13 protein-coding genes are annotated in these 14,050 nt (G+C 58.7%); 12 read left to right on the plus strand and 1 reads right to left on the minus strand.

The window, feature by feature from the left end:
- Positions 1–221: 221 nt before the first annotated feature.
- Positions 222–1,469: a hypothetical protein gene (locus ACMGFG_RS23425; protein ID WP_436932707.1), complete on the plus strand. Its 1,248-nt coding sequence runs from the start codon at positions 222–224 to the stop codon at positions 1,467–1,469.
- A 236-nt stretch (positions 1,470–1,705) separates the two neighbouring features.
- On the opposite strand, the gene ACMGFG_RS23430 is transcribed toward ACMGFG_RS23425, so the two are convergent.
- Entirely contained in the window at positions 1,706–1,915 is a 210-nt protein-coding gene (locus tag ACMGFG_RS23430; protein WP_436932708.1) for a hypothetical protein, read from the minus strand.
- Positions 1,916–1,967: 52 nt separating this feature from the next.
- Between ACMGFG_RS23430 and ACMGFG_RS23435 the strand changes: the two genes are divergently transcribed.
- The 11 genes from ACMGFG_RS23435 (at position 1,968) to ACMGFG_RS23485 (ending at position 13,666) form a co-directional block, all read left to right on the plus strand.
- The gene (locus tag ACMGFG_RS23435; protein WP_436932709.1) at positions 1,968–2,132 is read left to right on the plus strand and encodes a DUF7718 family protein; all 165 of its coding nucleotides are present in this window, start codon (positions 1,968–1,970) and stop codon (positions 2,130–2,132) included.
- 309 nt (positions 2,133–2,441) lie between these two features.
- Positions 2,442–2,678 (plus strand): HTH domain-containing protein, encoded by a 237-nt coding sequence (locus ACMGFG_RS23440; RefSeq protein ID WP_436932710.1) that lies wholly within the window; start codon positions 2,442–2,444, stop codon positions 2,676–2,678.
- 341 nt (positions 2,679–3,019) lie between these two features.
- Entirely contained in the window at positions 3,020–3,580 is a 561-nt protein-coding gene (locus tag ACMGFG_RS23445) for a hypothetical protein (RefSeq protein ID WP_436932711.1), read from the plus strand.
- A 60-nt stretch (positions 3,581–3,640) separates the two neighbouring features.
- Positions 3,641–7,423 (plus strand): vWA domain-containing protein, encoded by a 3,783-nt coding sequence (locus ACMGFG_RS23450; RefSeq protein ID WP_436932712.1) that lies wholly within the window; start codon positions 3,641–3,643, stop codon positions 7,421–7,423.
- Positions 7,420–7,866 carry a hypothetical protein gene (locus ACMGFG_RS23455; RefSeq protein WP_436932713.1) on the plus strand — a complete coding sequence of 149 codons (447 nt, stop codon included), beginning with the start codon at positions 7,420–7,422 and terminating at the stop codon, positions 7,864–7,866. Before ACMGFG_RS23450 ends, ACMGFG_RS23455 begins: the two co-directional genes overlap by 4 nt.
- A gap of 462 nt (positions 7,867–8,328) precedes the next feature.
- Positions 8,329–10,476, plus strand: coding sequence for a hypothetical protein (locus ACMGFG_RS23460; protein WP_436932714.1), 2,148 nt, complete (start codon positions 8,329–8,331; stop codon positions 10,474–10,476).
- Positions 10,477–10,974 carry a hypothetical protein gene (locus ACMGFG_RS23465; protein ID WP_436932715.1) on the plus strand — a complete coding sequence of 166 codons (498 nt, stop codon included), beginning with the start codon at positions 10,477–10,479 and terminating at the stop codon, positions 10,972–10,974.
- Positions 10,928–11,458, plus strand: a complete 531-nt coding sequence (locus tag ACMGFG_RS23470) for a hypothetical protein (protein ID WP_436932716.1) — start codon at positions 10,928–10,930, stop codon at positions 11,456–11,458. The genes ACMGFG_RS23465 and ACMGFG_RS23470 overlap by 47 nt, the downstream gene beginning before the upstream one ends.
- An 891-nt stretch (positions 11,459–12,349) precedes the next feature.
- On the plus strand, positions 12,350–12,613 hold the full coding sequence (locus tag ACMGFG_RS23475) for a hypothetical protein (protein WP_436932717.1): 264 nt from the start codon (positions 12,350–12,352) through the stop codon (positions 12,611–12,613).
- A gap of 119 nt (positions 12,614–12,732) precedes the next feature.
- On the plus strand, positions 12,733–13,101 hold the full coding sequence (locus tag ACMGFG_RS23480; RefSeq protein WP_436932718.1) for a hypothetical protein: 369 nt from the start codon (positions 12,733–12,735) through the stop codon (positions 13,099–13,101).
- 106 nt (positions 13,102–13,207) lie between these two features.
- Positions 13,208–13,666, plus strand: a complete 459-nt coding sequence (locus ACMGFG_RS23485; protein ID WP_436932719.1) for a hypothetical protein — start codon at positions 13,208–13,210, stop codon at positions 13,664–13,666.
- The last annotated feature ends 384 nt before the right edge of the window (positions 13,667–14,050 follow it).

The raw sequence follows: 14,050 nt of genomic DNA on the forward strand, positions 1-14,050 counted from the left end.
GAACGAAAGTGCCAATGGTCTGTCCGTAATATAAGAGATGTAATATTACGAACTCCCCGTACTGAACTACCGGTGACCCGGCAGTCGATCGCTGGAGTCGAGGTCTGAGAGAAGAGTTAGATCATACTGCGAACGGTCTAGTTCCAGCGGTCCCGATACCCGGGACGGCTAACTCGACAACGCGGCGATAGTTTTTATAGGGGCACGAGGGAGTGCCCCCCATGTCGACCGATATCGCTGGCGGGAACGGGAACGAATCGGTCCGAGAACCAACTACAGGCGACTACGAGATAGCGACCGGCGGGTTCACAGCGGATACCGAGGTCGTCACGGCAACAGGGCCGGTCGCGGTGGCAGATCTGCGTCCGGGTGACTTCGTCTACAGCCTCGACCCGACGACGAGAGTGGCCAAATTGAAGCCCGTATCCACGGTTGAGCGGGTCACCTACGAAGGGACGCTCGTCGCCATCGAAACCAGGCGGTGTGACCTCCGTGTGCACCCGGAACACCGAGTGCTCTGTCGGACGATCGGGCAATCGGACCTGCAGACCCGTCCTGCACGACAGCTGGATGCCAACGAAGAGTACAAGTTCGCAAACGAGTGGCGAACACTTCCCGGAGAACGATTAGAGGAAGTCGATGTTACCGACTTGCTGGATGACTACGAGATATGTGCTGCAACGGACGTTCACGGCCACACCGTTCGACGGAAGCTCCCGGACGGGTGTGAGCCACGGCGGCCGAATTCACACATCGGGTACTGCTTCGACCCCGAGATGTTCGAGCAATACCAGAACGAGATCGAGACGCTCGCGACGGAGGTGACGATCCGAGAGGGGGCGGGTCACCATCGACGGCCATACCGATTCGACGGGGATGATTTTATCGAGTTTCTGGGATGGTTCGTCGCGGAGGGGAGCACGACCGATTCGCCGACGAGCGACACCATCTCGATCAAGATCGCTCAGGAAGATGCGGAGCATCGTCCGGTGATTCGGGACCTGCTGGGGCGGATGGGACTCCTCGAAGTGGCCGACGACCGAGGGTTCACGTTTTCCTCGAAGCTGTTCGGACGACTGTTCAGGTCCCTCTGCGGGACTGGCAGCCACGACAAACATCTGCCGCCGCTAATCTGGAATCTCGCCCCTGACCAGCAGCGACACCTCTACGAAACCTTACTCGCGGGCGATGCGGACGAAACCGAGAGATACTACACGGCGAGCGATCGTCTCGCCGCTCAGATGTGTCGACTCAACGTCGAACTCGGTTTGAAACCACGGCGGTCCCTTCGACGGGGAACGTGGCGTGTCTCCGGCTGGGATCTCAACGATGGCTTCCGATATTCTGCGAACGTCGATCGCGTGGCCTGTGAACACGATCTCTATCGACTCACCGTCACGGATTACCCGTCAGTACTGGCCGGGCGAAACGGGGTCTTCCAGTGGGTTGGCGTGAGTGGGATCGCGTAACTATCCTGCTCGACGTGTCGTCCAGTGTGCCAGACATACTCTCTTCGAATTATGGGTGGCGACAAGTACAGTAAGCAGAACAGATCCGCGCGTTGGTGTCAATAACACAACTACATCGGAACGGTTAAGCGACAGGTGTTCCGATGGCCACCTGCCCGGTGTGGACGGGCACTCGCGAGGCATCTGCGGGTCGGGGCCGGTCCACTGGCGCCCCGACCTGCGTTCATCGCGACGGGTTACTGCTTTCGATACACCCAGAGGGCGACTGCGGCGAGAACTCCGATACCCAGGAAAACGGCCCCAAGCGCACCGAACGCATACGCCAGTGCGACGACCGACGAGCCGGGAAGGGCAACGACGTAGATCAACCCCGCGACAGCACCACAGATCGCTGCGAGCATCCCGCCGAGAAAGAGCGGGAAGTCAGGGTCCAACTGGGCGGGCATATCGGATCAGGTCGGATGCCGAACAGTAAACCCTCCGTTTGACGATATCTAGTTGCGCGGTCGGCGGCGGCGAGAAAGTCGACACGAAAGACGTGTCCAGCCTGGTTCCCCCGACGAGGGATTCGACTACGCCGAAGCGGACTTAGGTGAGAACGTACAACGATATGTCACGAGATTCGATCGATGCCACGAGATCAGGAACGGGGGCGACCTATGAGCGACGAGGAGCTGGCAGAATTGCCCGACCGGATCAGTGACCACTTCGACCGGGTCCGGGAAGCACTCGACGAATCGCTCGACGACGAGTAATTTATCGGCGAACGTTCTCATGGCGCTGCAGAGACGGCGACGCACAATCGCCCCTTCGCCGGTACTCGGTCCTACCGGAGCGCCGGAACGACGGCCGCGATACCGACCAGCAGGGTGAGCAGCGCGGCCGTCGAGTCACGGTCCGCGCCAGCACGCGCGACCCGGCGGGCGGTACCCTCGTGGGAACTCCTAAGAGTCGAGCGGCCCTACCTCGGGTATGGTCGACCCCGGCCGCGAGACCCAGTACACCGAGTCGGACGTGATCGAGGTGTTCCGCGACCGCAGCGACTACGCGGAGCCGCTGACCGCCAGCGAGGTGGCCGAGGCGCTGGGCTGTTCCCGCCGCACCGCCCTGAACCGACTGCACGACCTCCAGGCGGAGACCGACGTGACCAGCAAGAAGGTCGGCGGCCGTAGCCGCGTCTGGTGGATCCCCGTCCGCATGGACGACTGACGGCCCGGTCGGCGCGGTCGAACCGGTCGTGGCCGATCCGGACTCTCACAGGGATGGTCGCCCTCGGGTCGGTCGTTTCTGTTGTTCGTCGAGTCGACCCCATCGTCCGTCGGCCCAGCGGGTGGCCTACTGGTCCGGCCGGTGGTCCGTCGGTCCGGCGGTGGCGTCCCGACTCTACCCACCGGACACCACGCCGTTGGGTCGCGACTGTTTACTCGATAGTGTAATTTCGTTGGTGTTATCGGCAATTACAACCATCTGGAACACAATTATAACCAACCCATCAGTGAGCGGGAACAATGGGGCCACTTGGCCGAATCGGGGCACTGGGGTGTGCGCTGATGCTGGTACTGGCAGCGATTCCCCCTGTCGTGGGTGGTACTGGCGGGTCTGCGGCGGTCACGGCCGCGGGCAACGAGGCGACGCTCGCCGGCGCGGGCAACGTCCCGGCGGGGCCGCCGGCCGCGCTGAAGGCCGAAGCCGCGGCGGCTATCGACGACGCGACCGTCGAGAAGAGGCGGTTCGCGTCGTCGCGCGACCGGGCGTTCGACCGCATCAACGGGACGCTGGCCGACTATCGCGACCCCGTCCGGCTGGCGTCGATGGGGTCGTTCACCGACGACGCGGTGGGCGTCCAGGCGCTGGCGAAACTCGCTCGTTCGGAGGCGAACGTGACCGCCGTGCGGGCCAGCCGGTACGTCGCGCTGGCGGACAACCGGACGACCTACCGGACGATTCTGGACGCCCGGCTGGCGCTGAACCAGACCGAGGGCGAACTCGACAACGAGGGCCTCCGGCGGAGCGCCGAGGCGCACGTCGACAACGCCGAGCGGCAGTTCGACCGCGCACAGCGGCGACTGGCCCGCGCCAACGACTCGGAGGGGCGACGCGCGATCCGGTAGTACGCCAGCGCCGTCCGCGCGACGCGGACCAGCTGGCAGCAGGCCCAGCAGGCGCTGCGCATGCTCGACCGGGGGACCGACCCCGGGCTCGCCATCGTCGACCGGTCGGACCCGATCCGCAACGGCTCGGAACCCGTGACGCGAACGGTACTGGTCCAGCTCTCGGACCCGCGGCCGTGGACGCTCGGGAACCTCACGGTCTCCGTGAACGGCGAGCAGCGGCTCTCCCGGTCGGTCGACCGGCTGCGGAACGCGCCGATGGACGACCGCACCGTCGCGGTGCCCGTCCGGCTCTCGGAGCGGACGGCGACGGTTACCGTCGCGATCGCCGACGACGGCGGGGCGTCCGGGAACGAGGGCGAGAGCGGACGGACTCGGCGCGCGACCGCGACGCTGTTGCTCGACGGCGACGGGCTGAACCAGTCCGTGGAGGCCGATCTCGGGACCGACCCGCTCGACCCCGACAGCGACTCGGCCGAGACGGAACGCGACGAGAGCGACGACGGCGTGATCGACGGCCGCGCGGACTTCGACCGCGACGGGCTCGGGACGCTCGAAGAGTTGGAACGTGGGACCGACCCGCTGGTTGCGGATACGGACGGTGACGATTTGGAGGACGGCAACGAGACATCGGTGACGAAGACCGACCCGCTGGACCCTGATACCGACGACGACGGTGTCGGCGACGGCCGGGAAGACCCCGACAACGACACGCTGACGAACGTCGAAGAGATGGCCGCGGGGACCGATCCGCTGTACGCCGACATAGACGGCGACGGCCTCGACGACGCCGAAGAACTCGCCAACGGGACCGACCCGCTGAATCCCGATACGGATGGCGACGGTCTGCTCGACGGTGAAGAACGACAGTCGCCGTTCAACACTGACCCACTCGACCCGGACACCGACGACGACGGCATCGAAGACGGCAACGAGACCTACACGACGGTCGCACGGAACGCCGACGCAGACGTATCTGTCGGAGTGACGGGAGCGGGCAACGTCGCGGGAGCTATCAGTATCAGCGCCGACGAGACTGGACGGTTCAACACGACCCAACTGCGCGAGGTAGCCGTCTCTCCGGTCGTGAATATCGAGTCCTCGGAGCCGTTCTCGTCGGCGAACCTGACGTTCGGCTACGAGGAAACCGACCTGCCGCGCGGGAACGAATCGAGACTGGCCGTGTTCCGCTGGAACGAGTCGTTCCAGGGGTTCCAACCAGTCAACTCGACTATCGATACCGACGAGAACACCGTCACCGCCGAGACGGCACACTTGTCCCGGTACGCGGTGCTCGATACCGAGCGCTGGAAAGACGGGTTCACGACGGTCCCGAACCCGGAGCGTGGCGGCGGCACGGACACGAACGAAAGTACGGTCGATCCGCTCGACGTCGCGTTCGTCCTCGACACCTCCTCGTCGATGGGGTGGAACGATCCGGCGGACCTTCGGGCGACAGCAGCCAAGCGGTTCGTCAGCGCGCTCGTCGAGGGTGACAGGGCAGCGGTCGTCGACTTCGATAGCTTCGCCGAGCTCGAGACGCCGTTGACGACGAACCGTACCGCGATCAACCAGAGTATCGACGCTCTGGACCAATCGGGAGGAACGAACCTCACGGACGGGCTGGACACGGCGCTCGCGGAATTCGACGCCAACAGCAGCGCCGACCGGCAGAAGGTCACGGTCCTGCTCACGGACGGTGAAGGCCCGGGCAACGCCGACAAGATTCGGAACCTTTCGGTCGAGGCAGCCGAACGCGACATCACCCTCTACACGGTCGGCTTCAGCGACGCGAACGCCAAGTTGTTGCGCGAGATCGCCAACACCACCGGCGGCCGCTCGTACTTCGCCGACAACGCAAGTCAGCTCCCGCGGGTCTGCTCCCGGGTCGCCACGAACACGACCAGCGGTGTCGACTCCGACGGTGATGGGCTCCCCGATGGCACCGAGACCGGCGGCTTCACGGCCGAGACACTCCCACTGACGGTTGAGCCGTTCACGACGGATCCAGACGATAACGACACCGACGGTGACGGCCTCTCCGACGGTCGGGAGGTCGGCTCGGTCCATACCCGTGACGTGGCGTTTTCCATCCAGATCGATGGGGAAAGCGTCTCTCAGTCCGTCACTGGTGGCTACTGGCGGATCAACAGCAGTCCCGCCACTGTCGACACGGATGGCGACGGACTTACTGACTATCAGGAGGTCTCGGGCTGGAATATCTCGGTAATGAATCGGTCGGGACAGCCCTATCGGTGGGCGCCCGCATCGAAGAACCGCGATGGCAATATCTCGGTAACATCGAACCCGACCATCCGAGACACCGACGGTGACGGGCTGAACGACACCCAAGAGAAACTGTACACGCATACCGATCCGGAAGCAGTCCAGACCTACGGTGTCACTACTGAGCGTGAACGGCAGTTCGAACGGGCCTTCCAGGGCAAGTCTTGGAGAGAGTGGCGTCTAAAGGCCGAGCTCGGGCTCCGGACTGACTCGTTACCGGGAGTCGACAACGTCGAACATCCGAACTTCACCGACGCGACTGACGATTTCGACTTCGTGACCGATGAAAGCCAATCAGGACTCGACCGGTTCAACTTCACCGCGCTTGATGGGACAGAACGGACAGACTACTGGCTCCCGAACAAGGTGGAGGTGACGAGCTACGAGTCCCCACCACGTAACTCGGTCCCGATCGACGACGGATACGTCTATCAACTCGACCCGTGGGACCCAGACACTGACGACGACGGATTGACTGACGGGCAAGAAATCGATGGTGTGAGCGTCCAAGTCAATGGCAGCCGCGAAGTATATAGTACAGACCCGACTGATCCTGATACCGACGGTGACGGCTACTGGGACGGCTGGATCGGGGTCTACAACGTAACCGAGCGCACGGATAATGTGGTGCTATACCGTGAGCACCTCCAATCTGGCGATGGTATCGAAGGCTCGGAGATCGTACAGGCACAGGTCGGGATCCACGAGATCAACAATACTGTCCCCGGAATCGGCGCAGACATCGACGGCGACACCGATCAGGAACACTCGAACGTCCATATCGGGGAACTGCAGTGGGGAACGGATCCGACCGATAGTAGCAACACGCCTGAACCGGATCTCTCCGTCGAAGTTGACTTCTCGATGTTCACGAGGCAGACGTTGAATTCGAGTACCTGGGAGCGGAACATAGAATCGAATTTCGGCATCTACGGGGCCCCGGTCGATATTCGACCGGACGAGACTGTTGACGGTGAATTCGGCCGAACATACCGACAAGACAACAACCTGGATACAGACCTGTATATGTACGTCGGACCTTACCCGAGTGAAGCCTTACTCGTGGTTCTCAGAGTGCCAAAGGATATTCGCAACTACATCACCACCAAGACCGCGTGGAACGTCGAACGGACTAACGAGGATTACCCGGGTGATGTCTACCCCGGGTTCCCGGACAATGGGATCATACTCTTCGAACCGCAAGTTCGGGATCTCGGCAATAGTGTGACGACTCGTGGACTTGCCCAGTCACCGTATAGTAACGCGACCAGACTCACCGGCGGATTCGTCGCGATGCACGAGATCGGGCACTCACTTGAGATCGGCGAAAACGACGACTCGGAGGTTCTACCGTTGCCGATGGGAGAGACGTATAGTGGAAGTAGTATTGATGACACTCCGGAGAGGGTAAGGATCCGAGGAGGAAAATTCGAGATATGGAGCATAATGCGTTCTGGATATAGCAGCCAAAGTCTCATCTATAGAAACGGTACTGGATACTTTTCCTATAGCATCGAGGAACTATTGACTATCAAGGAATACGATCAGAAATCATGAAACGAGCTATTGGCATTCTTCTAGTTGTTTGCCTGTCATTTTTGAGCGGATGCCCCTCGAACAATGGTGGTCAAATTGGCTTCATAGGGTCCGTGAATACGACTGACAGTGGATTCACTATCACTGGGAAGGTAAGCAATACAGGATACACCGACGCAAGACACAGTGACGTTAGTATCTACCTTATGTCTTCAAATGGGACTGTTCTCATATCTAAGGAACTCGGGACTCTCAGTGAGAGATCGTCGTTGAATGTTAGTGTTAGCACGAAGGAGATTCCGGAATATATAATAATCAACTCTCCAAGCTTCTGGACCTACGACCAGATCAGTGTGAGTTATTACGAGATTGAAAACGGAGGATCTACTTACGTGCAAGAAGTGATCGGCTCGAAAGACGAGTTCCCCGTCCCAGTCCCGCCAAACTCGTCGACTCCCGGATGACTGCTGGTCGGACTCAAGGCCGGGGCAAACGTCACGAACCCGGACACCGACGACGACGGTGACGGCCTGACCGATGCGACCGAACGGTCCGGGTTCACCGACGAGACGCTGCCGGTCACGGTCGCTCCGTTCTCGACGGATCCCAACGACGCCCAGACCGACGCTGACGGCCTCTCCGACGGCGAAGAGGTCGGCTCGATCGTCAAGCGCTCGGTCGCGTTCACAATCGTCACCGACGGTGAGCCGTTCTCAGAGCGGATCACCGGCGGGAACTGGCAGATCCACAGCAACCCCACGAAGGTCGACACGGACGGCGACGGGCTGACCGACGACACCGAGACCGAAGGCTGGACCGTCCCGACGATCAACCGCAGCGGCAGCGCCTACCGCTACGCGACGCACGATGCCAACGGGACGATCCACGTCGACTCGAACCCGCGCAAGGTCGACTCGGACGGCGACGTGATCCCCGACGACGCCGAGAAGTTCCAGGCCCACACCGACCCCAGCGGCGACGTGCGGTACGACATCGCCGGGACGCTGGCCACCCGTCCGATCCAGCGGGCCGACACCCGCGACTCTGACCAGGACGGCTTCCCCGACCGCCAGGAGTTCCAGGGTATCCCCACCCAGATCGACGGGAACTTCACGCGGATTACGACCGACCCGCTGAACCCCGACACCGACGGCGACCAGTTGCACGAGTCGGTGGAGTTCCGGTCGATGACGACCGTCGGTCAGGATGTCGACGGGACGAGTGTTCAGCGCGATATCTTCCCGTTGGTCAGCGACCCGACCGAAGTGGACTCCGACGACGACCAGCTGAGCGACCTCGAAGAACGAACTATCGGGACCGACCCACTCTCCGACGACACGGACGAGGACGGTCTGACGGATGCGTACGACGAGCGACCGACGATCGACGACACCCCGCCGGCTGTAAAGTTCCTCCTGACGGCGCGGCGTGAAGGTCGTCTCAAGATCGTCGACGACTCCAAGGTCACGGAAGATACGATCGAAGCCAATCCGTACTACGAAGGGATCGGTTGGCGTCCGTCTCGCTCAACCGTCGCGTGGGCGCAACAGGGCGACCAAGAACGTCCCGAGTATCCGGACTACTACGGATACGATTTCGAACCAATTAGTGGTGGGTTCCTCGGACTGGCCGATCAGTATCCGGATAGACACTGGGTGAACGTTACCGATCAGAATGGAACGTCGGCTAAGTACCTGATCAATCACCGCAAGGCAGGACCCAGTGCCATCTCGAATGCGTCATACGAGTACGGGAGGGAAGCTCTGTGGCGCGGCGCGTCTTCAGAAAATATATTCCTCGTTACTGGAGGGGTCCTTCTCCTCTCTACCGGGTACATCCTCGAAAACAGGATGGTGGTCGATATTTCGGGGCCGGGAGGCGAGGAGCGTGGAGAATTTTCCGTCCCGCTCTCCGAAGTTGTCAGACGGTACAACGGCACGGAGTTCGGTGACCTCGTGCTCCCGCGGGGCGAGTACTCCGGGTCGAACGCCATCGAGACCGGCCGCGGCTGGGAGTTCATCGACGCGTCCGACGACGACGTGACGCTGGACGATATCGGCCGGGCGCTCGAACCGGACAACGCCATCGGCGTCACCCTGCCCGAATCTGACGACTCCGGGGTGAAGCCGAACGTCGGTATCGGGATCACCGGTCCCGTCGACGACCCGGAACTCGTCTTCGTGGTCGTCGTCGGCGATACCATCCTGCGAGCGACCGCCCAGGACCTGGAGGGCATCGACAGCCGCCGTGAACTCGAAGCAGCTAGAGAGTTCCTCCACGACGACGCCTCCGAGACGACCAAGCGGGTGATGACCGACGGTGGGTTGGAGGACGAGGAGCATCCCGGTGCGCTAGTCGAAGCGCTCGACGACCCCGACGTGAGTGAGGAAGACGTCGATGATGCCGTCGAGACCATCGAGTCGCTCGAAGACGAGCAGATGGCCTGGGACACTGTAGACGAGGCACCTGGGCCAACCATCCAGTTACTTACAAGCCTAAATATAGAAACTACTGAAAAGTTATTCGCCGAGAATAGTTTATCCGCAAACGAGGTTGCAGAGATCAGCCGTCAGTACGACCAGGGTCTGCTCGATAGAGACAATATCGAACGATTGAGTGAACTCCTCGCTTCTGGAAAAGTTGACCAAGCTGATTTCCAGAGCCTGAGCGAGTTACTGACTCGATCCGAGGCTCCGAACGCAGATACGCTCCTTCGTGTCCCAGAAAATAACGGCGACCTAAGTGAAACCCGTCGAGTAGAAGACGCTGATAGTAGTCTCCCCGGGTTAGAGAGTAGTGTTATCTGGTTAGAAGAAGGAAACGATGCGGCCGGATTTGAACACATCCTATCGCGTCACGGGAAGTCTGACCAGTTCTACAATATGACGGGTATCAGTACCCCTGAAGATATAGAAGACCTTGTGATGAAGACCGTCGCGGAAGGGGATCCGCACGAGACTTCGAACCCGAAAGGGACGGCGTTTGAGTACCAACGAAATACCGGAGAACATGTCACCGTGATCGTTGGTGACAACGGATTCATTGTCACAGCACGTCCAGGGGAGTATAACTAGATGACAGCATCACTCACCGGTGAAGTCGCCGATGTCGTCGCAGACGCAGAATACCGTGGACAGGTGTACGAGAGAACTGTGAGCGTGAGCGTTGGTTCAGCGATGTATCAGATGTACCAAGACGGAGACCATGTCACCCGGGACAATCGAGGGGAAAGTGTTGATCTCGTACTTCTGGCACAACCAATAAACGATGTAGATATCATCACCTCTGAAAAGAAGGGAATCTCCCAGCCAGGCGATGATGGAGCGGATCTCTCTAAGTGGCACACGATCTTGACCGGCGAAGTCGTAGAAATCGGATTGGACCTGGAGCCATCACAAAACGGCGAAGAGGAACACCTCCTATTGGATGTCGGGCAGGGAACTGTGCTGATAGCGATGAACAGAGAGTTAGAGGATCTGATAACAGACGGAACAGTCGAAATCGGATCTCAGATCCAGGTCATCAGTGGTAGAATCGACATCGTGGGCAGAAACGACGACGGACCAGTCTAATCGCCGGTACAGGCACTTCTGGTCCATTGCGACCGAAACCGCGTGGAACGTCGAGCGAACGAACGATGATTATCCCAGTGATGTCTATCCCGGCTTCCCGGACAACGGGATCATGATCTTCCAGCCGCAGGTCCGTGACCTCGCCAGTAGTGTTACGAACCGCGGCCTCGCGCAGTCGCCGTACAGTAACGCGACCAGACTCGCCGGCGGCTTCCTCGCGATGCACGAGATCAGTCACTCCCTGCGTATCGGCGAGAACGACGACGCGGAAATTATTCCGCTTCCGATGGGTGAGACGTACAGTGGCGGATCTTCGGACGAAACACCGGAGAGGATATTCGTTCGAGGGTCCAGAGAAGATGACTGGAATATAATGCGCTCTGGCTACGATAGCGAAGTACTCATAAATAAAAGTGGGACGACTTATTTTGTTTATAGCATCGAAGAGCTGCTAACTATCGAAGGATACGACCAAGACGGATGAATACTCGCCGAGTGCTACTATTGACTGTTCTCCTTGCTGGAGTAGGTGGATGTCTGTCAGATGATGGTGGTAGTGTCGAAATATCATTAGAAAATGTCACCATGGACCAAGGTTTTCGAATGGACGCCACTGTCGGACACACAGATTTAACAGAACCGGTTCATCGTGATGTTACACTCTACCTCTACGGTGAGAATGGAAGCGTCATCACCTCAAAATGCCTAGGAACCGTGAATGAATCAACTGATGTTCCGATAACAATGAATGCGCGCCAGACACCAAAATATATAATTATCAACTCTCAAGACTTCTGGAGATTCGATACGATTAGTGTGAACTATTACGAGTTGACACAGAGCTCTCGGCAACCAGACGGTATCTATTCAGAGCACACAGTCGGTTCGAAGGAAGAATTCCCGGTCACAGTCCCACCGAACTCAAGGTCAAGTGTAACTTGCTAATCGACGAGTCTCATATCGAAAGGCTACAGTAGTGTCTGAATAGAAATCGAGATCCGTGGTTTGGTGAGTAATCAAGTAGAGGAGTGCATGAGCAGGGGGAGGTGGAAAACCCGGACCAGCCGTTCGCTACGGTCAATTTTGTCCATCTTATCAATGAATTATTGAGTGTCGAACAACCACGCAACAGTTGACGCATGATGATCTCAATCTTCGCCGAGGTGGGGAACAACAGTAGCGGTACTCCTGAGGCAGGCGCAGCCGGCACAGCAAGTTGCTAACCTCCTCAAGACTATCGACGGAGACGCTGCAGTACGGATACAGCGGATAGACGACCGGGGATTGTACGGCACCTTACTCGAACTCGAAAGCGAAGACCAGCGCGCAGTCGCCGTACAGTAACGCGACCAGACTCGCCGACGGCTTCCTCGCGATGCACGAGATCGGTCACTCCCTGCGTATCGGCGAGAACGACGACGCGGAAATCATTCCGCTTCCGATGGGTGAGACGTACAGTGGCGGATCTCAGGACAATACGCCCGAAAGGGTAACCATCCGGAGCTCCAACGAAGATGTCTGGAGCATAATGCGGTCGGGTTACAACGGCAAATCACTCATATACGAAGATAATACGGGATATTTCACCTATAGCATCGAGGAGCTATTGACGATAGAAAAATACGGTCAAAACAAATGAAGTACCGTCGAGCACTCTTGATTACCGTACTTCTCGCTGGAGTTAGTGGCTGTCTCTCCGACGACGGCGGTAGTATCCGAATAACACTAGATAGCATTACTACCGACGGAAACTTTCAGATGGAGGCAACAGTAGAGCACACTGATCTCACCGAATCGAGCCACAGAAACGTGACAATCTATCTTTACGATGAGAATGAATCCGTTGTCGCCTCAAAGTGGCTGGGAACGGTGGATGAATCGGCCTCCGTCAGAGTCAAGATGAACGCAACTGAGGCCCCAGAATACATAGTTGTCAACTCACCTGAATTTTGGACCTACGATACGATCAGTGTAAACTATTACGAGCGAACTGAGAGGGCAGAGCAATCTAACGGAGTGTACTCGTCGTCTACAATAGGTTCGAAGGAAGAGTTCCCCGTCACAGTTCCGCCGAACGCATCGGCTCACTCCAGATTCGAGGAGCGAGACCAGTCGAATGGAGTATAATGCGAGGAGGATACGACGAAGATTCTCTCATTTACCGCGACAATACAGCCTATTTCGTCTATAGCATCGAATAATTGCTGAGCATCGAACAGTACTATCAGAAATAATGAAGTATTTGATTTCCGTCGCAGTGGTTGCTTCTCTGGTCCTCATAGCTGGCTGTCTAACGAACGGGTCAGGTGGTGGTGTGGGTATCACCGGGAACATTACTGCAACGGGAGAAGGGTTCTATCTCAACGGGACGGTTGAGCATACGGGTATGACCGATCCAACCTTCGAGGACGTATCGGTCTACCTGTACACTGCCAACGGGAGCGTGATTCGATCCGAGTACCTCGGGACGATGGACGAAACCGGGCTGGAGGTTCGTCTCCGAGCGAGCCAGATACCAAAATACGTCATCGTCGATTCACCCGATATCTGGGCAGACAGTGGCATCGGGGCCTACTACTACGAGTATGTCGAGGACTCTCAGGCACCGAACGGGATCTATGCGGAACGGGGTGCTGGTTCAAGAGAAGAGTTTCCGGTCACAGTTCCGCCAAACACATCTACTCCCGCGTGACCGTTAGTCCGGATCAGCCACGCTTCTGGTTGCCGCGGGTTTCACTCGTGATACACGAGATCGGTCATTCCCTAGAGATCGGCGAAAGTGACGACTCGGAGATTCTCCGATTACCGCTCGCGGAGACGTATAGTGGGAGCTCTGCAGATCCAACTCCAGAAACAGTTAATATACGTGGTAGAAAGTGCGAAATCTGGAGCATAATGCGGTCTGGCTACGGTGGAGAAAGCCTAATTCACGAAAGAAACACCGGATATTTCGTTTATCGCTCTTGCGAAGTAGATTGTTGACGGCGAGAGCTGCGGCTGAAAGTCGAAGAGGGCAAGGGCACCGCGCCAGCGGTGCCCGATATGATCCCATGGAGCCGATTCATCTCGGAATCGG

Source organism: Halosimplex halobium (assembly GCF_051414055.1).
Lineage (GTDB): Archaea > Halobacteriota > Halobacteria > Halobacteriales > Haloarculaceae > Halosimplex > Halosimplex halobium.

Excerpts from the sequence above, each read along its gene's own strand:
- ACMGFG_RS23425 (WP_436932707.1), top strand. The coding sequence starts at position 222 with ATGTCGACCGATATCGCTGGCGGGAACGGGAACGAATCGGTCCGAGAA.
- ACMGFG_RS23475 (WP_436932717.1), top strand. The coding sequence starts at position 12,350 with ATGCACGAGATCGGTCACTCCCTGCGTATCGGCGAGAACGACGACGCG.
- ACMGFG_RS23445 (WP_436932711.1), top strand. The coding sequence starts at position 3,020 with ATGCTGGTACTGGCAGCGATTCCCCCTGTCGTGGGTGGTACTGGCGGG.
- ACMGFG_RS23480 (WP_436932718.1), top strand. The coding sequence starts at position 12,733 with ATGGAGGCAACAGTAGAGCACACTGATCTCACCGAATCGAGCCACAGA.
- ACMGFG_RS23440 (WP_436932710.1), top strand. The coding sequence starts at position 2,442 with ATGGTCGACCCCGGCCGCGAGACCCAGTACACCGAGTCGGACGTGATC.
- ACMGFG_RS23485 (WP_436932719.1), top strand. The coding sequence starts at position 13,208 with ATGAAGTATTTGATTTCCGTCGCAGTGGTTGCTTCTCTGGTCCTCATA.
- ACMGFG_RS23465 (WP_436932715.1), top strand. The coding sequence starts at position 10,477 with ATGACAGCATCACTCACCGGTGAAGTCGCCGATGTCGTCGCAGACGCA.
- ACMGFG_RS23450 (WP_436932712.1), top strand. The coding sequence starts at position 3,641 with ATGCTCGACCGGGGGACCGACCCCGGGCTCGCCATCGTCGACCGGTCG.
- ACMGFG_RS23455 (WP_436932713.1), top strand. The coding sequence starts at position 7,420 with ATGAAACGAGCTATTGGCATTCTTCTAGTTGTTTGCCTGTCATTTTTG.
- ACMGFG_RS23430 (WP_436932708.1), bottom strand. The coding sequence starts at position 1,915 with ATGCCCGCCCAGTTGGACCCTGACTTCCCGCTCTTTCTCGGCGGGATG.